Consider the following 20563-nt stretch of genomic DNA (forward strand, 5'->3'; position numbering starts at 1 on the left):
GCCTCAGGGTTTGCCGGGTTGTGACGCTTGCGTTCGTCCGCTTTCCCAACCGCCGCCCAGCGCCAGGAACAAATCGATCTGGCTCATCGCGACCTGGGTGTTGGCCGAGGCCAGTTGTGCGGTGACATCGGTGTAGGTGCGGGTGGCTTGCAGGTCCGCCAGGAACGACGCGCGGCCGGCCTGGAAGAAGCGGTGGGTCTGGTCCGCCGCCAGTTGTGCCGACTGCTCGGCGTCGGCCAGGGCATCCCGGCGTTGCAGCAGCGCGGAGTACTGGGCCAGACCGGTTTGCGTCTCGCGAATCGCGTTGAGCACCACGCCGTCAAAATGCGCCAGCGCACCTTGAGTCGAGGCTTCGGCTTCGCGGATTCGTGCGCGGGAGCCGTTGGACGGTACGGTCCAGCTCAGCAGTGGGCCGAAGCCCCAGCGGTTGGCCGACGGTTTGCCGAGGTTTTCCAGCAGGCCGACGGTGCCGACGGTCGCGCCGATGCTGATGTCCGGGTACAACTCGCCGGTGGCAATGCCGATACCGGCGGTTGCGGCAGCCAAACGACGCTCGGCCTGACGCACATCCGGACGGCGTTTGAGCAGCGTGGCGCCGTCACCCACTGGCAACAATTGCGCAATCTTCGGCAGTTCGGCGCAGCTGTCAGTGCCGGCCGGCAGTTGATCCAGGGGTTTGGCCAGCAGCATCGACAAGCGGAACAGCCCTGACTGACGCGCCGCTTCATAACGAGGCATGTCGGCACGCAGGGATTTGAACTGGGTCTGCGAACGGGTGACCTGGGTTTCATCGCCACGCCCGGCATCGCGCAGACGCTGGGTCAACGTGGTGCTCTGGGCTTGCAGGTCGAGGGAATGCTGGGCGATTTCCCGTTCTTCATTCGCTGCGCAGACCTGGGTGTACGCCCGGACCACATCCGCCACCAGGGTGATGCGCGCCGTGTCCGCCGCGGCTTGGGTGGCGTCGGCATTGGCCTTGGCCGCTTCGATCCCGCGCTGCAAAGTACCGAACAGGTCGAATTGATAAGACGTGGTAATGCCGATATCGCCGACGTTGGCCACCGGCACCTTTTCCGGCAGCAGGAACGCTTCGCCGGACTCCTGCAAACGCTGGGCGCCCATCTTCACGCCGCCGCTCCAGCCGCCCGCCGCTTGCGCTTCATCCACCTGCGCCCGGGCCCGGGACAGGTTCGCCGCCGCCACGCGCAGGTCGGTGTTGGAGGCCATGGCCTGCTCCACCAATTGGTCGAGACGCGGGTCCTGATACAAGCGCCACCAGTCGCTGGGCACCGGCGCCGACACCACGTCTTTGTCGTTCGGCGCGAGGTTGCCCTGCAAGTCTTCACGGTGCAGGGCCGCGTCGTCCGGCACGTGATAATCCGGCCCGACCACCTGACACGCCGACAGCAACAGGCCTAACCCGGCCACCGCCAAAGCCGAGGCTTTGCTCATTTCGCGGGCTCCTCGGTTTTGTCTTTGTCATCAATGATCGACACCGTCGCGGTGCGCCCGGCAATCATGCGGAAATCCGCCGGTACATCGTCGAAGGCAATCCGTACCGGAATCCGCTGCGCCAGGCGCACCCAACTGAACGCCGGGTTGACGTTGGGCAGCAAGTTGCTGCCGCTGCTGCGGTCGCGGTCTTCAATGCCGGCGACGATGCTTTCCACATGCCCGCGCAAGCGAGCACGGTCGCCGATCACCCGGATATCCACGCCTTGGCCGACATGAATGCCGTCCAGTTTGGTTTCTTCGAAATAGCCGTCGATGTGGAACGAATTGCTGTCCACCACCGACAACACCGGGCGCCCGGCGGTGACGAATTCCTGGGCGCGGGGCGCACGGTCGTTGATGTAGCCGTCCACCGGGCTGCGGATGGTCGAGCGGTCGAGGTTGAGCTGGGCGCTGTCCACGGTCACCAGCGCTTCGGCCAAGGCCGACTGCGCCCGGGCGACTTTCGACAGGCTCTCTTCCAGTTGCTCGCCGGGCACCAGGTTGCCGAGGCCACGGTTACGCTTGGCCTCGCGCTGGGCCTGGGCCAGGGTTTCTTCGCGGTCCGCCACGGCGGCTTTCGCCTGGCGCAGGGCCAGTTTGAAACGGTCCTGGTCGATGCTGAACAGCACTTGGCCGCGCTGCACCAACTGGTTGTCGCGCACTTGCACTTGCTGAATCAGCCCGGACACGTCCGGGGCGATCTGCACGATGTCGGCGCGGATGTGCCCGTCCCGGGTCCAGGGCGCGAACATGTAGTACATCACCATGCGCCAGACCACGACGACGGCGAAGGACACGATCAGTAAGGTCAGCAGCACGCGACCAATGGTCAAAAAAGGTTTTTTCATGTCATCAGGTATCGACTGAGTGAGTCCACGGCGCCGAGCAGCAAAGCGTAGAGAGCCACGTTGAACAATGCCCGGTGCCAGACCAGACGGTAAAAGTGCAGGCGCGTGAGCACCCCGTGCACCAACAGGTAAAACAGGTAGGTAATGCCCATCAGCACCAGCAGCGTGGGCAGGAACACCCCGCTGATATCCAGATCACCGATCATAAAGGCGCTCCATCGATGCCATGGGGCAGTGGTTCTTCAAGTTGTGGTGTGCCGACGAATTCGACCCCGGGCAACAACGCCAGGCGCAGTCCGCTCAAGGCGTGCAGCAAATGTAGCCGGGCGCCGTCATCGCACTCGATGTTGAGGGCGCGACGGGCGCGGTCCATGGTCATCAATAACGGGCTCGGCGCCGGCAAGCGCTCGCCGGCCTTGAGGCAGGCCTTGAAGTACTCGCCGACTTCGGCCACCACTTGATGCAGCAGCACTTGCGGCACGCCGAGCACCCGCGGGGTGTAGGCGAGCAGGTCGAGCAGGTTCAGCGCCACGCGTACTTCCCGCAGGGCGACGCCGGTGTCCTGGCCGATCAGACCCAGACGCGGCAAGTGCTGCATCAACCGGTCGAGCATCTGCACGCCCAGCTTGCGGTGTTCGGAGAGCGTCGCCGGTTCGGTGAGGCTGACGATGTCGCGCCAACTGAAACGGGTCAGGCGCTTGGCCGCCAGTTCCGCGCCGAACGGCCGGGCAATCAGGGTCCAGACAAACGCGAACAACAAACCAATCGGCCCCGCCAGGTTGGAGTTGGAGAAGCTGAGGAAATCCGCATCGTAGGCGCCCTGAATGCTGATAAACGACGAAGTGTTCACCAGCGTCAGCAGCATGCCCAGGTAAAACTGCGGCTTGACCGTCAAGGTGCCAATGCAGATAAACGGCACGGAAAACGCCAGCACCAGCATCGGGAAATCGTGCAGGTTAGGCAGCACCAGAAACAGATAGAGGCTGGCGAACAACACCGACATCGCGGTCCAGAAAAAGAACCGGAAAATCTGCGGCGCCGGGTCGTCCATCGAGGCGAAGAAGCTGCACGCCACCGCCGCCAGAATCACCGCGCTGCCGCCGTCGGTCCAGCCGAGCAGGATCCACAGCACCGAGGCGACGATGATCGCGCTGACCGTCGACAACGCCGAATAGAGCATCAACCCACGGTCGAGAAACGGCGTCAGGCGACCCAGGCGCCAGTGCCGATACACCGCGCGCCAACTGCCCTGGTTTTCGCACTGGATGGCGTATTGCAGGCTGCGGCAGTCTTGCCACAAATCGATCCACTCGCCGAGGCGATACAGGGCGTTGGAGAACAGCAGCTGCTTGCGATCATCCAGCGCCTCGGCGCTCGGTTGCAGGGCTTCGAGTTGATCTTTCAGCGCTTGCCAGCGGTTGAGGTCGGCGTCTTTGTAATTGAGCCATTCAGTGGTCGCGGTCAGCAGCGGTGCGAACTTATCCACAAGCTCCGGGGTGCGGCGCTCCAAGGCGTAGAGCGCGTCATCCAGAGCATCGATCACCGGCAGCAAGTGGATCATCCGCCCGCGCAGTTCCTTGGTATTACGCACCGTTTGCGGCCGCGCGCCTTCGTGGGGCAGTTGGCCGATCATCAATTCAAGGCTGTTGAAGGTCGTGACCATCGCCGAGCGCAGGGCGCTGACTTCTTCGGGTTTCACCTGGCGAGTGAGGAAACGCAGGCTGTAGGTCGAGGCGTCGGTGAACCATTTATTCACCGAATCGTTGAACACCGGCGCCAGCCGTCGCGGCCAGAACATCGCACCGACCACCGCCGCCACGGCAATACCGAGGAAGATTTCTTCGGTGCGCGCCTCGGCGATGTCCCACACCGCCAGCGGGTTATCCAGCACCGGCAACGCGATCAGCGGCAAGGTGTAACCGGCGAGCATCAAGGCGTAGCTGTTGGCGGTGCGCAGATGCAGGGACAGGAACAGCAACGTCCCGGTCCACAACGCGATGATCACCACCAGCACCCATGGGCTCTGCACAAACATCGGCACAAAAAACACCGCCGCCGCTGCGCCCATGAACGTGCCGACCGCACGGTACAACGCCTTGGAGCTGGTCGGGCCGACAAACGGGCTGGAAACGATATACACCGTGGCCATCGCCCAATAGGGGCGCGGCATCTGCATGAGCATGGCGATGTACAACGCGATCATCGACGCCGCGAAAGTACGCACACCGTAGAACCAGTCCCGCGCCGGGGGAACGCCTGTCCAGAAACCGTTCACGGGTGGATCACCAGCGGTGGGTTGGCGGCTTCAAAGGCTCGCAACACACGCAATGCGGCTTCCAGATCATTCTGGTCGATGCCTTCCAGCACCTCATGACGCAAACGCACCAACTCGACTTCAACCGCTTGCACCAACTCGCGACCGGTGTCGGTCAGGCTCAGGCATTTGGCGCGGCGGTCGTGGGCGTCTTCCGTACGGCGCACATACCCGGAATGGCACAACTGATCCAACAAACGCACCAACGACGGACTCTCCATCCCCGCCGCCTGCGCCACCGTCACCTGCCGCACACCCTCCCCCAAACGCCCGATCATCAACAACGGGACGGCGCAGGCTTCGGAGATTCCATAATTGACCAGCGTGGTCTGGCAGATCTTGCGCCAATGCCTGGCGGCCACCACCATGGCACTGCTGATGTTCATCTGGAGAGCGTCGAGGTTTTTTGGCACGGGGGAATGACACACTGTTAGTTTGCTAACTATCAATATCGCATTCGAGGGAAAGGGTGGTCAAGTTTTGAAACAAATTCGTGGGAGGGCATCACGCCTGGCCTAGTCAGAAATTGCCATAGCATTCGGATCCCGTAACGCTTTACGACCCGACTGAGGATCGAATCAATGACAAAACGATCTGCATCAAAACTCGAAAACACCTCGGATTTCGCAGTTTCAAAGCAGTACGTCAGCTTCTTGCAACGGAAAGTAGACACGGCACGGCGATCGTTGAAGGGCGAAGGCCTTAGCAATGAAGAAATCGAAAGTGAATTTGCCGCGAGACGGGCGCAAGCGGCAGAGTCAATAGGTCAGGCCTGTTAGCGTTGCTTTGCTCGGTCGTAGACAGCACTGCGCTCACGCTTGCCGACTGCCACTACGGAAACCACCACACGCTCATCGATAACCTCGTACACCAACCTGTACCCCGCTGACCGCAACTTGATTTTGTAGCAGTCAGGCATGCCGTGCAGCGAATCCGACGACACTCGCGGAAGCTCAAGTCGCTCGGCCAGTTTCTTTTTGAATTGCTCGCGCAGTGTATGACCCAGTTTGTCCCACTCCTTGCGTGCGGACGGCAGGAATTCGAGCTTATAGGTCATCCAGATTTACCGGGATCGGGGTTTCATGCCTGCGTGAGCGAACAATTTCGGCTAACTCAAGATCATCGAGGCGTTCCATCATGGACTCAAAAACATCGGCCGGAACCATGTAGCCCATGACGCGATTGTGATTCAGCACTGCCACGGGCCCGCCATGGGCGCCGTTCAGTACCGCTGATGGATTTTTCTTCAACTCGGACACGCTGACAGCAATGTCGGCCAGAACATTTTGCATAATTAAGACCTCAATTAAGGTCGTTATTCTGGTCTATTGATCCCCGCCGAGCAACTCAGAAAAAACTTACTGCACAGCCTTAGCCTAAGATTTTTTTACCAATCACCAGTTTTTTTTACATTTCGCCATTTTCTCTCAGATTTTTTTACACCCCCCGCCCCTTCCTCATCAACACATCCAACTGATCCACCACCTCCGCCCAATCCGCGTCATCCAGAATTTCATCCCGCAAAAATTGCGCCTGGCTCTCGCTCCAGAAAAACGCGTCGGCCAGGTGCAGTTCGGGTTTGAGCGGTGAATGGGTGGCGATGAATTTATCGATGCTGACCGGATCGTTGTCCAGGCCGAGTTGTTTGAACAGGGACGGCAGGCTGTGGGTTGGGGATTCCATGGTGGGGCTCCTGGGTGGTAGGAAAATTGTTCGCGGGCAAGCCTCGCTCCTACAGGAGAACGCAGTCCCCTGTAGGAGCGAGGCTTGCCCGCGAAGGCGATATCACTGACACCGTAAACCTAATGACTCAACTCACAAACCTCCGCATGCGGCACCATCCTCAAATACTCCGGCATGCTCATGTGCAGCAGGTTGTTGTGGTTGCCGGCCTCCAGGTAGATGTCTTTCTGCCGGGTCAACAATGGGTCGATGACCATGTCCATGCCATAGGACTCGCCCAGCGCCGGGACTGCGCCGCGTTCGCAGTCGGTGAACAGGTGGGCCAGGGTGCTTTCCCGGGTGATTTGCCATTCGCCGCTGCCGCGCACTTTGCTCAGGTCCAGGTGACGGCTGGCGGGGAGGACGGCCATCAGGTAGTGGCCGTGGTGGTCGTCGAGGATCACCGATTTGGCCACCCGTTCGGCAGGAATATTCGCCACGCGAGCCGTTTCCAGGCTGCTGGCCGAGTGCGGGTGGGTGACGATGTCGAATTCGCAGTGAGCCTTGTTGAGGCTCTCCTGCACCGTTCTTGCCATACGCATGATGCACCTCGGTGTCCGCAACAACGTTTCGCGGACGATGGTTAAACCGCTTCTCACCCCTGAAAGTCTAGGCCCGCTGGCGTCAGTGCGCGGGAAATCTGCTGGCCGGAACACCGTCAATAACTGGTCAAAATTCGTACAACTGAGGGCTCAGCTAGACTGTAGACAGAGCACCCCGACTCTCCCGGAGGGTCACGTGAACATTCGTTGTTGTGCGGTGGCGTTGCTGCTGGCCCTGAGCGGATCGGTTTTCGCGGCGGACGCCGTTGTGCTGTTCGTGCCCGATCCCCTCGGTATGTGGCTGATCGTGTTCGGCATCGCGTTTCTGGTGGCCGAGGCCACGTTGCCCAATTACGGCGTGATCGGCCTCGGCGGGCTGGTGATGTTTGTGGCCGGCGCGGTGATTCTGACCAACACCGACGTGCCGGTGCCGTTGATGATCGGCCTGGGGCTGGTCAGCGCGCTGTTGCTGGTGTTCCTGGTGATCCATGCCCTGAAAACCCGACCGCGCGAAAACGTCAGCGGTGATGCCGGACTGGTGGGCAGCGTCACGCCGGTGATGACGTTGCAGACCGGCAGTGCCTATAACGGCTGGGTGCACCTGCAAGGCGAACAGTGGCAAGTACAGAGCGCCACACCGCTGCAACCCGGGCAATGGGTCCGGGTGGTGGCGCGCAAGGGATTACTGCTGGAAGTGGCCGCGGCTGACGCGGCGCCGGGTGGAGAATAACCATGGGCTTGCAACTGGGTTTTGCCGCGCTACTGCTGTTGGCGATTGCACTGGCGGGGTCGACCTTTCGCATCCTGCGTGAATACGAGCGCGGGGTGGTGTTCCAGCTCGGGCGATTTTGGCAGGTCAAAGGCCCCGGTTTGATCCTGTTGATTCCGGCGGTGCAGCAAATGGTGCGTGTGGACTTGCGCACCATCGTCCTCGACGTCCCGCCCCAGGACGTGATCACCCGGGACAATGTCTCGGTGAAGGTCAACGCCGTGCTGTACTTCCGCGTGCTTGACCCGCAGAAGGCAATTATCCAGGTCGAAGACTTCCTCATGGCCACCAGCCAATTGGCCCAAACCACACTGCGCGCGGTGTTGGGTAAACACGAACTCGATGAATTACTGGCCGAACGCGAGCGGCTGAACGTGGACATCCAGCAAGTACTCGACGCCCAGACCGACGCCTGGGGGATCAAGGTCGCCAACGTCGAGATCAAGCACGTGGACCTCAATGAATCGATGATCCGCGCCATCGCCAAACAGGCCGAGGCGGAACGGGAGCGGCGGGCCAAGGTGATCCACGCCGAGGGTGAATTGCAGGCGTCGGAAAAACTCATGCAAGCCGCGGAAATGCTCGGGCGTCAGCCCGGGGCGATGCAGTTGCGGTACATGCAGACGTTGAGTTCGATTGCCGGGGACAAGAGTTCGACGATTGTCTTTCCGTTGCCGATTGAGTTGTTGAAGGGGATGGCGGATTTGTCGTCGAAACCTTAAAAGATCGCAGCCTTCGGCGGCGCCCACAGGCGCGTAGGCGCTGCCGAAGGCTGCGATCTTCTGATCTTTCCTACAGGCACCAACGTCCGGCAATCCCGTCGGAGATTTCCTTCAAGTTGTAGTGGTGTTCGTGAACTTGTTCCAGCCCGGAGCCAGGTCTAGTCTGGCTTTGTCACTGAATAAACGGTGACACGGACGTGCAAGTCCGACGAAACTGTTTAGGTTGCAACTGCTATGTATCCAACGAGCCTTTATCGGTTCGCTGCTTTATGGCGGCTGCGCGCAGGAGATCCTCGGATCTGCTGGGTGTCCTAAACAGTCCCGGTCTTGCACACCTGCGCTCGGCCGCCACCCCATTCGCGTGCAAGCGAACGGTGACGGCCTCCACTTACTGTTTAGGATTTTTATATGCACAAAGTTACTCCGAATCCTCCAGATAACTCTGGAACCGATTCCCCCGAAGCACTCGACGCCATAAAAATGAAAGAAGCCGCCGACCGCGCCTTCGCCCATTACTTCCCCCCAGCGGATGCAAAACCCGCCAAGCGCCGCAAATACCAACTCTTCACCGTCGCCCCGGACATCGACGACCCCGAAGCCCTTCTGGCCAATGCGTCCGAAGACTTGCTGTCCATCAGCGCCATCGCGGCCGGCCTGGCGGACGACGTGGAAGGCTCACTCCGTTCGGTGGCCCTGGCGATCAGCCGTTTGACCGATGGCGTGCAGTTGTTGGTGGAGCGGGTGCTGGATCACCATGAGGCGAAGGCTGAGGCCAAGGTTTAGCCGTTACACCTGATCGTTCCCACGCGCAGCAAAGGAATGCAGCCCGGGACGCTCTGCGTCCCATTCGGGAGCTGGAACGCAGAGCGTCCCTTGAGGCATTCCCACGCAGAGCGTGGGAACGATCAACGAAAATTTTGCAAACACCTCCGCCCCGTAGGAGCGAGGCTTGCCCGCGAAGGCGTCAGACCTGACGCCCCGTTTCCAGCGCCTGGTACGGCGATCGCGCCCAACGCTCCACCCGCTCGATCAACAACGCCGAAGCCTCGCGACGCTTGCTGTCGCTGTCCCCGACAAACACTTCCGATGGCTGCTTGGCATGCCGCCCCACCGCCGCAAACACCTGCTCGCGCTGCCCATCATCCAACCCGAAAAACCCGGCCAACCGCCCCGCCATTGCGTCCGGTAATTCGCTGTAATTAACAACCAATCCCCCAAACTCCCGGCAATGCGCCAACCCCGTCGACAGCAACCGCCCCAACCGCCGTGCGATGTAATCCTCGCGGCTCTCAACCGGCAATTCGTCATCCAGCCCACTCGCGCCAATCATTCCCGGCACCATGTGCATGCCCGAACGGCGCAGGTGTGAAACGGCAATTTCCAACGGATCGCGGTACAAAAACATCCACGGCGTCTCAGGAAAACACGCCCGCAACAACGGCAATTCAGCAATGTTCCAGGCATCAAGCTTGATCACCAACCGCTGCTCCGAACCGCAACGCCGCTGACCATAGGCGGACAGCAATCCTTCGATGGCGACACGCCGTTCAACGGCAGGCAAATCGCTGCGCAGCAAGGCATCCAGCGGCGGCGGTTCGCTGATGACGATGTGATTATCGAGCCGGGCCAGCATCTGACTGATCAACGTCGAACCACACCGCGACGCATGAAAAATAAACGCACTCGGCGCCAACCCAGGACTCTCGGCCTGCCACTCACCGAGAGCGGCCAACGGCGTTTGCCGACGAAACGCCTGGTTGAATGGCAACCGCAGCGCATCGTCCACGGCCTCGCGAAAAAACGGCTGATGCAGCGGCGTATCACCAAACCAGCACCAATCCACCTGCCACTCGCCGGCCGGCTGCCAGACCCGAATCGGCAACCACCCTTCCAGGTTCAGGCGTTCCATTGTTCATTCCATTGGCGACGGCCGTTGCGCATCGCCGCCCGCAGTTCTTCCCGGGAAAACACCAGGCCTCGCTCCGCCGCCAGTTCTAAAGTACGAGCGATAAAAACCTCGGTGTCGGCCAAGCCCTGCAACGCTTTCGAAAGCCCGGCATCCCCCGCCACCAACCGCTGAAATTGCTGCAAAGCACCCTCCCCAACATCAGGCGCAGGCGTCGTCGGCCCCCCATCGATAATCGCCTGCTCCAGCCACGCACCGGGCCGGCAATCAAGCACCAGATGCACCCGCGCCGAAGTGTCGCGATTGTCCACCCGATGCGGCCGCGACAAATCGAGAAACCAGCATTCCCCCGCCGCCATCGGCATGCGCTGGCCATCGAGGAAAAAATCCACCTGCGGCGGACTCAGCAACGGAATGTGCAGACGCAAATCCGCCCCCGGCGCGCCCAGGTCATAGTCACGATGCTCATGAATGTGCCCGCCCGGACCGAGCCGCAACAGGCGCGCCGAGATGATTTCCAACGACAGGTCGCGCAAGGCTTGCTGCCAGCGGCCATCGCGCAACCACGGCGCGCGCAACAGCGGCTCACCCAGGCCCGGCGACAATTCAGTCAACGCATCCGCCGCCGAAATCAGCGCCACGCCACTCCACTCACCCGCAAAGTAAGCCGTGTTGAAATGCCCGTGCCATTCGTCCTCACCAACCGCCGCCAACGCTTGCAACAGCAACGGCAAATCCACCGTCACCGGCAAACGCGAGAACGCGGCTCGGCTCATCGTTTTGGCAGCACCGCGCATTCGCCGAGCCAGGTCAGCAAGCGGTCGAGGCAGGCCTCGACCGACTGCACGCCGGTGTCGAGCACCAGCGACGCACACGGTGGTGTTTCGTAAGGCGCGGAAACGCCGGTGAACCCCGCCAGATCGCCGCGCCGGGCGCGGGCATAATGACCTTTCGGGTCGCGCTGTTCGCACACCGCCAGGGAGGCGCTGCACCAGACTTCGCGGTAGTCCTCGCCCAGGCGCTGGGCAAACATTTCTCGCAACTCCACCAATGGCGCAATCATCGCCAGGATCACGATCTGCCCGTTCTCCACCAGCAACGCGGCGAGTTCACTGGCACGGCGAATGTTTTCCTGACGATCACTATCGGCAAAGCCCAGATCGCGATTGAGCCCGACCCGCAGCCCGTCGCCATCGAGCACCACGCTCTGCACCCCGCGTTCGAACAACTCGGCGTGCAGCGCCTGGGCCAGGGTCGACTTGCCCGCCGCCGGCAAACCGGTGAGCAGAATCGCCGTGCCGCGATGGCCGTTGCGGGCCTCGCGTTGGGCACGGCTGATGCTGGCGGTCGGCGCCCGCAGGTTATTGAGCTGGGGCATGCGCCGCCACCGGCACCGCAATGTTGCCCGACGCCCACGCGGCTTCACGATTGGCCAACGCGGTGGCGATGGACTGGACTTCGGTGGATTGCACTTCGTCCGGCATCGGGTCGAGCCCGGCGCTGGCGAAGATCTGGCCGTACGCATTGCGCAGATCGGCGTAGGACAGGTCCCGACGCAAATCCGCCTGCAAGGTGTTGAGTTCGCCCTGGATCAAATCCAGTTCGCCGATGCCGGCCGCCTGATGGCGGTTACGCAACTGGCCAAGAATCTGCCCGTCGATGCTCGACAGTTCCTGGTTAGTCTGGAATTGATGCAGCGCTTCCTGGTAGTTGGCGTTGGCCACGTAGAGCTGCGCCAGCACGGCGATCGACATCGCCTGACGCCGCGCCTTGGCCACTTCTTCGCCGGCCTTGGCCACGTTGATGGCCGCCGGGGCAGAGATCACGTTGAACAGGTTCCAGGTCAGCTTCACGCCGTAGTCGGCCCACTTGTCGTTGACCAGAAACGAGTTGCTGTCGTAATGCCCGCCAGCGGAAAACTCCAACCCTGGCAACAGCCGCAGCATGGCTTTGCGGGTTTCGGCGGTGCTGATGCGGGTCTGGTAATCCTGCTCGCGCAGTTCCGGACGGCTGGCCAGGGCTTCGTGCTCGAGGCTGGCCATGCCGACTTTCAATTGCGGAATCGTGTAGTCATCCGGGGTCGCCAGTTTCAGGTCGGTGCCCATCGGCAGGTTGATCAGGGTCGACAGTTCGGTCTTGGCCAGGGACAACGCGCGGCGCTGTTCCTGCAACTGGCGGGTCGCTTCGATCAGCGAGCGCTGGTAACCCAACGCAACCACCGGATCGCCGATGCGTTGATCGCTCATGCTCTGGCTGTTTTTGCGCGCCGTATCGACCCGCGCCGTCAGGCTGTCGATCTGGGTCAGCAAACGTTCGGCAGCCACCGCGCGCCAATACGCCGAGCGCACGTCCTGGACGATGGTGTTGATCACTTTGCGCCGGCGTTCCTGCACGATCAGACGCTGGTCGCCCTGCTGCTTGGCGCTGATGTAGCTGACGCCGAAGTCGAGGACGTTCCACACCATGGTCAGGTCGGCGACGCGACGGTCGCGGTCCTGGGAGGTCGACGGTTCCAGGGGACTGGGTGCCGGTCAGCACGCTTTGGCTGCTGGAGGCGCCCTGGTTGCTGCGCCCGGCATAGCCGGCATCGAGGGCCATGCGCGGCAGCATGTCGAAACTGGCGAGGTCGAGTTGGCGCTTGGCCAGGGCCTCTTCCATGATCTTGAGCCGGCCTTCGAGGTTGTATTTCACCGCGCGAGCCATGGCCTGGTGCAAGGTCAGCGGGCCATTGAGCGGCTCCTGGCCGGTGTACATGGTTTGCATATCGCTTTTGGCGCGTTGCTCACTCACGCTGCGTTCAATCGGCTCACTTTTGACGGCACATCCGCTGATTGCAAGCGCCAGCAGGCTGGCGCCGAATAACTTATGACTTCTTTTCATCCCTGGATCGCCCCTAGGTGCCGCACTGTATTAGGTGTGTGTTCAAGCCTGCATTTCGCTGATGCCGGCCTGTTGCAAAGCTGCGGCCAGAAGGCTGACCTGCCGCTGCTCGGTGTCTTTGAGTTCTTGTAATTGCTGGGTCAGGCTCGGCGCGCCAAATACGCCACGCAGTCCCTGGGAAACATCGCCGCTACGGATCGAATGATTGCCGAATGAATTCAGCGAATCGCGCTCGGCGCCACTGTCCTGATGGAACAGGCTCGACAACGTGCTGGTGCCGAACACCCCGCCATCGCCGCCGCCAAACCCGAGGAAACCGTGCCCCGAGCCATCGCCGGCACTGTCGCTGCTGGCAAAGACCTGAGCGATGAAGCTCGGGGCCAGCGCGCCACGGTTGATGAAGATGTCCCCCAGCGGCCGGATACCGTCGCCCAGCACCCGATCTTCGAACAACGGCGCAAAGGTCAGTGGCGAGGCCAGCGTGCCGGTGGGTGCGGCGAAGATCACCGGTTGCAGCGGCAGGTGCGGTTGATCGATGACGATCACCGGTGCCGGCGTGCGGAATTCCGGATCCGCCGGCACCACCACGACTGTCGTCGGCGGGGCGGTCACAGTGTTGATCGCATAGCCGTTGGATTGGCTGGTGCCGCTGCCGGCATTGCCCGAACCATCGGTCACGCCCGCGACGTTGAGGCTGATCGCATTGTTGGCGTTGCTGAGGTTGCTGGTGGGCGTCAGGGTCGCGGTCCAGGTTTTGCCGCCGTCGTTGCTCGCCAGGTTGGACAAGGTGCCGTTGGCCACGCTGATGTCGGATAGGTCGAAACCGCTCACCGCTTCGTTGAAGCTGAACGTCACCAGCGAGGTCTGGCCCACGCCCAGGTTCGGGTTGGCCACCACCACCGTGGCGGTCGGCCGTTCACTGTCGATGGCGTAGTTGTTGGACACCGCCACGCCCGTGCCGGTGTTGCCGGCCAGGTCGGTGACGTTGCTGGTATCGAGTGCGATGAAGTTGCTCGGGTCGGTCACGCCGGCGGTTGGCTTGAAGGTCGCGGTCCAGGTCTTGCCGCCATCGGTGCTCGCCAGGTTGCTCAACTCGCCGTTGGTCACGCTCAGGTCCGACAGGTCGAAATTGCTCACCGCTTCGCTGAAGGTGAAGGTCACCAGCGTGCTCTGGCCGATGCCCAGGTTCGGGTTGGCGACCGAGATGGTCGCGGTTGGCCGGGTGGCGTCGAGGATGTAGTTGTTGGAGATCGCAATCGTACTGCCGGTGTTGCCGGCGAGGTCCGTCACGTTGCTGTTGTCGAGGATGATCAGGTTGGTGGTGTCGTTGATGCTGGCCGTCGGCGTCAGGGTCGCGGTCCAGGTGGTTCCGCCGTCACTGCTGAGCAGGTTGGACAGGGTGCCATTGGCCACGCTGAGGTCCGACAGGTCGAAACCCGAGACTGCTTCGCTGAAGGTGATGGTCACCGTGGTGGTCGAGCCGATGCCCAGGCGACTGTCCGCCACAACAATGGTCGAGGTCGGCCGCGCGGTGTCGATGGCGTAGTTGTTGGAGTCGGTCACGCCCACGCCGCTGTTGCCCGAGGCATTGGTCACGCCGCTGTTGTCGAGGCTGATCAGGTTGGTGGTGTCGGTCACGTTGACGGTTGGGGTGAAGGTTGCGGTCCAGGTAATGCCGCCGTCACTCGACGTCACGTTGCTCAAGGTGCCATTGGCGATGGTGAGGTCGGCGTTAGTGAAACCGCTGACCGCTTCGCTGAACGTAATGGTCACCCCTGAAGTTTCCCCGACTTTCAATGCGTTGTCGGCGACCACGATAGTCGCCGTTGGCACCTCGGTGTCCACCGCATAGTTCGCTGAGTTGGTCACACCGGTCCCGGCATTGCCGGCCAGGTCGCTGATGCCGGCATTGTTGAGCGTGATGAGGTTGGTGGCATCGGTCACGCCCACGGTCGGGGTGAAGGTCGCGGTCCAGGTGATGCCGCCGTCACTGCTGCTGACGTTGCTCAGCGTACCGTTGGCGACGCTCAAATCACTGTTGTCGAAACCAGTCACGGCTTCGCTGAAGGTGATGGTCACCAACGAGGTTTCGCCCGGCCGCAGGTCGGTATCAGCCATGACGATTGTGGCGCTCGGACGCTGACTGTCGATCACGTAGTTGTTGGAATCGGTGGTGCCTGCACCGGCGTTGCCGGCCAGGTCCTGAATGCCGGTGTTGTCCAGGCGAATGATGTTGCTGGTGTCGGTGATGCCAGCCAACGGTGACAGGGTCGCGGTCCAGGTAATGCCGCCGTCGCTGCTGCTGACGTTGCTCAGGGTCGCGTTATCGATCAACAGGTCGGCGTTGGTAAAACCGGTCACGGCTTCGCTGAAGGTGATGGTCACCAGGCTGGTTTGACCGACGCCGAGTGCCGCGTCGGCGACCACGATGGTCGCAGTGGGACGCTGGGTATCGATGGCAAAGTTGTTTGAGTTGGTGACGCCGCTGCCGGCGTTGCCCGAGGCGTTTTGCACGCCGCTGTTGTCCAGGGTGATGAGGTTGGTCGCGTCGGTGATGGCGTTGGTCGGTGTAAACGTCGCCGTCCAGGTAATGCCGCCATCGCTGCTGGTCACCCCCGTAAGTGTGCCGTTGGCAATCGTCAGGTCGGCGTTGCTGAAGCCGGTCACGGCCTCAGAGAACGTGATCGTCACCAACGAGGTTTCGCCGATGTTCAGCGCGTTGTCGGCGACCACGATGGTGGCGGTCGGCAGCACGGTGTCGATGGTGTAGTTGCCCGAGTTAGTGGTGCCAGTGCCCGCGTTGCCGGCCAGGTCAGCCACGCCGGTATTGGCCAGGGTGATGACGTTGGTCGCGTCATTCACGCCAACGCTCGGCGTGAAGGTCGCGGTCCAGGTGAGGCCGCCGTCGCTGCTGCTCACGGCGCTCAACGTGCCGTTGGCAATCGCCAGGTCGGCATTGGTGAAACCGGTCACGGCCTCAGAGAAGGTGATCGTCACCAACGAGGTTTCACCAGCGCTCAGGGCGGTGTCGGCCAGGACGATGGTCGCCGTCGGGCGGACCGTGTCGATGGCGTAGTTGTTGGAATCGGTGGTGCCGCTGCCAGCATTGCCCGCCAGATCCTGAACCCCGGTGTTGTCGAGGGTGATCAGGTTGGTCGCGTCGGTGATGGCGCTGGTCGGGGTGAAGGTCGCCGTCCAGGTGATGCCGCCGTCGCTGCTGCTGACCGCCGACAACGTGCCGTTGGTAATCGTCAGGTCGGCGTTGGTGAAACCGCTGACCGCTTCACTGAAGGTGAACGTGACCAGGGAGGTGTCACCGATTTTCAGCGCGGTATCCGCGAGCACGACGGTAGCCGTTGGCCGCACGGTGTCGATGGCGTAGTTGTTCGAATTGCTGGAACCCACGCCGACGTTGCCGGAGGAAACGCCTTGTACGCCGGTATTGTCCAGGGTGATCAGGTTGGTCGCGTCGGTGATCGCGCTGGTCGGGGTGAAAGTCGCCGTCCAGGTCACGCCGCCGTCGCTGCTGCTCACGGCGCTCAACGTACCGTTGGCGATGGTCAGGTCGGCGTTGGTGAAACCACTGACCGCTTCGCTGAAGGTGATGGTCACCAACGAGGTTTCGCCGATTTTCAGGGCGTTGTCGGCGACCACGATGGTGGCGCTCGGCGCGACGGTGTCGACCACGTAGTTGCCCGAGTTGGTGGTGCCGCTGCCGGCATTACCCGCCAGGTCCGCCACCCCGGCGTTGGCCAGGGTGATGACGTTGGTCGTATCGTTGACGCCCGCGCTCGGGGTGAAGGTCGCGGTCCAGGTGATGCCGCCATCGCTGCTGCTGACAGCGCTCAACGTGCCGTTGGCGATGGTCAGGTCGGCGTTGGTGAAACCGGTGACCGCCTCGGAGAAGGTGATGGTCACCAGCGAGGTTTCGCCGGCACTCAGGGTCGTGTCGGCCAGGACGATGGTCGCCGTAGGTCGGACCGTGTCGATGACATAGTTGTTGGAGTTGGTGCTGCCCGTGCCGGCATTGCCTGCCGAGTCGCTGACCCCGGTGTTGTCCAGGGTAATGACGTTGGTGGTGTCGTTGATGCTGGCGCTCGGGGTGAACGTGGCCGTCCAGGTGACGCCGCCGTCGCTGCTGCTCACCGCGCTCAGCGTACCGTTGGCGATGGTCAGGTCGGCGTTGGTGAAACCGCTGACCGCCTCGCTGAAGGTGATGGTCACCAGCGACGTCTGGCCGATGGCCAACGTGGTGCTTGCGACCACGATGGTCGCTGTAGGTCGAACCGTGTCGATCACGTAGTTGTTGGAGTTGGTGGTTCCCGTGCCGGCGTTGCCTGACAGATCGCTGACTCCGGTTTTGTCCAGGGTCACGACGTTGGTGGTGTCGTTGATCGAAGCGGTCGGGGTCAGCGTGCCGGTCCAGGTAATGCCGCCGTCGCTGCTGCTGACCGCCGTGAGCGTGCCGTTGGCAATGGTCAGATCCGCGTTGGTGAAACCGCTGACTGCCTCGGAAAAGGTGATGGTCACCAACGAGGTCTGGCCGATAGCGAGGCTGGAGGTGGCGACCACGATGGTGGCGGTCGGCCGCACGGTATCAACCCCGTAGTTGTTGGAGTTGGTGGTGCCCGTGCCGGCGTTGCCCGACAGGCTGCTGACCCCGGTGTTATCCAGGATGACGAGGTTGGTGGTGTCGGTTATCGCGTTGGTTGGGGTCAGCGTAGCGGTCCAGGTGATACCGCCGTCGCTGGTGCTCAGTCCGCTGACGGTGCCGTTGGCCACGGTCAGGTCGGCGGTGGTGAAACCGGTCACCGCTTCGTTGAAAGTGATGGTCACCAGCGAGGTTTCGCCGATGGCCAGTGCGGTGTCGGCGACGACGATGGTCGCGCTCGGGCGCACGGTATCCACGGTGTAGTTGTTCGAGTTGGTGCTGCCCGTGCCGGCATTGCCTGCCGAGTCATTGACCCCGGTGTTGTCCAGGGTAATGACGTTGGTGGTGTCGTTGATGCTGGCGCTCGGGGTGAACGTGCCCGTCCAGGTGACGCCGCCGTCGCTGCTGCTCACGGCGCTCAACGTGCCGTTGGCGATGGTCAGGTCGGCGTTGGTGAAACCGGTCACGGCTTCGCTGAAGGTGATGGTGACTTGCGAGGTTTCGCCGGCGGTCAGCGCGTTGTCCGCGACCACGATGGTCGCGGTCGGCCGCACGGTATCGACCACGTAATTGTTGGAATCGCTGGTGCCGATGCCCACGACACTGCCACTGACGCTCTGCACCCCGGTGTTGTCCAGGGTGATGACGTTGGTGGTGTCGGTGATCGATGCGCTCGGGGTGAACGTCGCGGTCCAGGTCACGCCGCCATCGCTGCTGCTCACCGCGCTCAGCGTCCCGTTGGGGATGGTCAGGTCGGCGTTGGTGAAACCGGTCACGGCGGTGCTGAAGGTGATGGTCACCAGGGAGGTTTCGCCGATGCCTAAGGTCGGGTCGGCCACGACGATGGTCGCGGTGGGCGGCTCGATGTAATTGTTGATCAGGGTGCCGTCGTTGCGCAGGTTGGTCACGTTCGAGGGCGTGCTGCCCGCAGCGCCGCCGCCCGATGCACCACCGCCGGAGCCACTGCCGCCGACGTTGCCGTTCAGGGCCGTGAAGTTGGCCGCCGTCATGATCAGCGTGCCCTTGTTCCAGATCCCGCCGATGCCTTGGCCGGCCGCACCGCCGGGATCAGCGCTACCGCCGTCACCGGCGATCCCGCCGCCACCACCACCGCCGCCACCGGCCGCGATGTTGCCGGTGATGTGCGAGGTGCCAATCACGGTCAAGGTGCCGGAGTTGTAGACGCCGCCCGCAGCTGAACCGCCGATACCGCCGACCCTGTCCCAACCGGAGCCGCCACCGCCGCCACCGACCGTAATGGTGCCGTTGGTGGCTGAACCGCCATGGCCGCCAACGCTGTAGCCCGATGTGCCGGAAGTGCCGCCAGCACCGCCGGTACCGTTGACGGCACCGCCACGACCACCGAGATGAATCGAGTCATAACTGCCGCCGATACCGCCCGCGCCGGAACCACCCACGGTCCCGAAATACGTTGGCCGGCCCTGTGCCGTGGTGTTGCCGCCGGCACCGCCGCCCGCTCCGCCAACGCCGCCGCCACCACCACCGCTACCACCGCCGTAAATCGGCGTCACGCCACCGCCGCCACCGCCCCCGGACGCCGCGTTGGCCGTCACGGTGACGTTTTTCAGGGTCAGGTTACCGGCATTCGAAATCCCGCCGCCCAAGGCGTCAGCAGCGGTGAAACCACTGTTGGCGCCATTGCCGGCCGCCAGGCCTTTGGTGATGGTCAAGCCGTCGAGTAACACGGTGCTGCCGGACGCGACTTCGATGACACGGGTTTTGTATTGACCGCTGAGGGTCACGTCCGCCACGCCGTCGTTGTTCAGGTCGCCGTCGATGGTGACGTTCTTATTGATCAGCAATTCGGTGTTCAGGTTGACGGTCATGCTGGCGCTGAACGTGACGATGTCGCCGTTCTGCGCCAGCGCCAGTCGGCCGCGCAGGGACGCACTGTCGCCGCTGTCCAGGTTATTGGTCGCGGTCCAGGTCGCCAGGCCCCATTGGTAGGCGCTCATGGACTGGGTCGAGAGCACGTTGACGCTTTCGATGCTGCCGGTTGCGATTTCCAGGTTCCAGTCGCCGCCCACACCGGTGCGGTTGGTGGACGCGGCAACATCGCGGCCGGTCATGCTGGCAATCGAGTCGACGAAACTCAGGCCACGATCACCTTCGGCGGTGTAGCAACCGTAGATCAGGATGTCGCCACCGACGTTCATGTCCTTGCCGATTTGCCCGAGTACCGCGCTGCGCTCGCCGACGTTATCGGCGGACAGGTAAGTGCTGCCCAGCCACAGATCCCCGGCGTTGCCGTGGGCAATGATTTCTACCGTGCTGATGCCTTGGTGGCTGCCGAGGTAATCGGCGATCTGTTGCAAGCCGTCCTTGCTGCCGTCGAGTTGCACCACCTGGGTGCCGGGAGCGACGCCTTTGAGCAGGCTGTCCGAGTCTTTGACCCGCGAATCGACGAACACCACCGTCTGCCCTGGCACCGCAACCGGCGTGGCGGCCGGCGCAGGTGTCGCATCGGCCTGGCCGTGGGTGTCCTTGCTGGCGACCGGGTGATCGGCAGTCGGCGCTTTGGCGGCGTCGGTGGTCGGATGGCTGTCAGGCTGGGCGGCATCGGCCACCGTGGCTGCCACCGCGCCGTCGAACAGCATGCGCGGTTCCAGCGAAATGATCATGGGGGCAGCCAGTGCCCGTGCGCCTTCGGTAACCCGTGACTTGCCTTTGCTCCACCACATGCTGCTCACCCGA

General features: G+C 62.5%; 16 protein-coding genes and 1 pseudogene. 3 read left to right on the forward strand and 14 right to left on the reverse strand.

Translation table 11 applies throughout. The annotated features are described in order from the left end of the window. Positions 1–3: 3 nt before the first annotated feature. The 9 genes from ACZ89E_RS21775 to ACZ89E_RS21815 form a co-directional block, all read right to left on the reverse strand. On the reverse strand, positions 4–1452 hold the full coding sequence (locus tag ACZ89E_RS21775; RefSeq protein WP_476256429.1) for an efflux transporter outer membrane subunit: 1449 nt from the start codon (positions 1450–1452) through the stop codon (positions 4–6). Beyond that, the gene (locus tag ACZ89E_RS21780) at positions 1449–2342 is read right to left on the reverse strand and encodes an efflux RND transporter periplasmic adaptor subunit (RefSeq protein WP_149661546.1); all 894 of its coding nucleotides are present in this window, start codon (positions 2340–2342) and stop codon (positions 1449–1451) included. Before ACZ89E_RS21780 ends, ACZ89E_RS21775 begins: the two co-directional genes overlap by 4 nt. Further along, complete coding sequence (locus ACZ89E_RS21785) at positions 2339–2548, reverse strand: DUF1656 domain-containing protein (RefSeq protein ID WP_054050271.1); 210 nt, start codon at positions 2546–2548, stop codon at positions 2339–2341. The genes ACZ89E_RS21780 and ACZ89E_RS21785 overlap by 4 nt, the downstream gene beginning before the upstream one ends. Beyond that, positions 2545–4617, reverse strand: coding sequence for an FUSC family protein (locus ACZ89E_RS21790; protein WP_149661545.1), 2073 nt, complete (start codon positions 4615–4617; stop codon positions 2545–2547). The genes ACZ89E_RS21785 and ACZ89E_RS21790 overlap by 4 nt, the downstream gene beginning before the upstream one ends. Then, the gene (locus ACZ89E_RS21795) at positions 4614–5042 is read right to left on the reverse strand and encodes a MarR family winged helix-turn-helix transcriptional regulator (RefSeq protein ID WP_149661544.1); all 429 of its coding nucleotides are present in this window, start codon (positions 5040–5042) and stop codon (positions 4614–4616) included. Before ACZ89E_RS21795 ends, ACZ89E_RS21790 begins: the two co-directional genes overlap by 4 nt. Positions 5043–5431: 389 nt before the next feature. Beyond that, complete coding sequence (locus tag ACZ89E_RS21800; RefSeq protein WP_133840023.1) at positions 5432–5713, reverse strand: type II toxin-antitoxin system RelE family toxin; 282 nt, start codon at positions 5711–5713, stop codon at positions 5432–5434. Further along, on the reverse strand, positions 5703–5948 hold the full coding sequence (locus tag ACZ89E_RS21805; protein WP_133840022.1) for a type II toxin-antitoxin system prevent-host-death family antitoxin: 246 nt from the start codon (positions 5946–5948) through the stop codon (positions 5703–5705). Before ACZ89E_RS21805 ends, ACZ89E_RS21800 begins: the two co-directional genes overlap by 11 nt. A gap of 145 nt (positions 5949–6093) precedes the next feature. Further along, positions 6094–6339 (reverse strand): DUF2789 domain-containing protein, encoded by a 246-nt coding sequence (locus ACZ89E_RS21810; RefSeq protein ID WP_463259033.1) that lies wholly within the window; start codon positions 6337–6339, stop codon positions 6094–6096. Between the two features lie 119 nt (positions 6340–6458). Continuing rightward, positions 6459–6920 (reverse strand): aminoacyl-tRNA deacylase, encoded by a 462-nt coding sequence (locus ACZ89E_RS21815; protein ID WP_149661540.1) that lies wholly within the window; start codon positions 6918–6920, stop codon positions 6459–6461. Positions 6921–7116: 196 nt separating this feature from the next. On the opposite strand from ACZ89E_RS21815, the gene ACZ89E_RS21820 reads away from it, so the two are divergent. From ACZ89E_RS21820 to ACZ89E_RS21830, 3 genes are all read left to right on the forward strand, one after another. Then, a complete protein-coding gene (locus ACZ89E_RS21820) occupies positions 7117–7650 on the forward strand; it encodes an NfeD family protein (protein WP_476256430.1) in 534 nt (177 codons plus the stop codon). 2 nt (positions 7651–7652) lie between these two features. Next, positions 7653–8411: a slipin family protein gene (locus ACZ89E_RS21825; protein WP_133840018.1), complete on the forward strand. Its 759-nt coding sequence runs from the start codon at positions 7653–7655 to the stop codon at positions 8409–8411. Between the two features lie 408 nt (positions 8412–8819). Continuing rightward, a complete protein-coding gene (locus ACZ89E_RS21830) occupies positions 8820–9194 on the forward strand; it encodes a DUF6124 family protein (RefSeq protein WP_476256431.1) in 375 nt (124 codons plus the stop codon). A 181-nt stretch (positions 9195–9375) separates the two neighbouring features. Here the strand turns inward: ACZ89E_RS21830 and ACZ89E_RS21835 are convergent, their stop codons facing one another. The 5 genes and pseudogenes from ACZ89E_RS21835 to ACZ89E_RS21855 all read right to left on the reverse strand — a co-directional run bounded on the left by ACZ89E_RS21835 (position 9376) and on the right by ACZ89E_RS21855 (position 20550). Beyond that, positions 9376–10320, reverse strand: coding sequence for a sulfotransferase family protein (locus ACZ89E_RS21835; protein WP_476256432.1), 945 nt, complete (start codon positions 10318–10320; stop codon positions 9376–9378). Further along, positions 10308–11093, reverse strand: coding sequence for an aspartyl/asparaginyl beta-hydroxylase domain-containing protein (locus ACZ89E_RS21840; RefSeq protein ID WP_476256433.1), 786 nt, complete (start codon positions 11091–11093; stop codon positions 10308–10310). Before ACZ89E_RS21840 ends, ACZ89E_RS21835 begins: the two co-directional genes overlap by 13 nt. Next, positions 11090–11695 carry an adenylyl-sulfate kinase gene (gene cysC, locus ACZ89E_RS21845; protein WP_463259026.1) on the reverse strand — a complete coding sequence of 202 codons (606 nt, stop codon included), beginning with the start codon at positions 11693–11695 and terminating at the stop codon, positions 11090–11092. The genes ACZ89E_RS21840 and cysC overlap by 4 nt, the downstream gene beginning before the upstream one ends. Continuing rightward, positions 11679–13197 (reverse strand): annotated as a pseudogene (locus ACZ89E_RS21850) (TolC family protein). The gene cysC and the pseudogene ACZ89E_RS21850 overlap by 17 nt, the downstream one beginning before the upstream one ends. A 42-nt stretch (positions 13198–13239) precedes the next feature. Further along, a complete protein-coding gene (locus ACZ89E_RS21855) occupies positions 13240–20550 on the reverse strand; it encodes an Ig-like domain-containing protein (protein ID WP_476256434.1) in 7311 nt (2436 codons plus the stop codon). Positions 20551–20563: the final 13 nt, after the last annotated feature.

It is taken from the genome of Pseudomonas sp. TE3899, assembly GCF_056279105.1.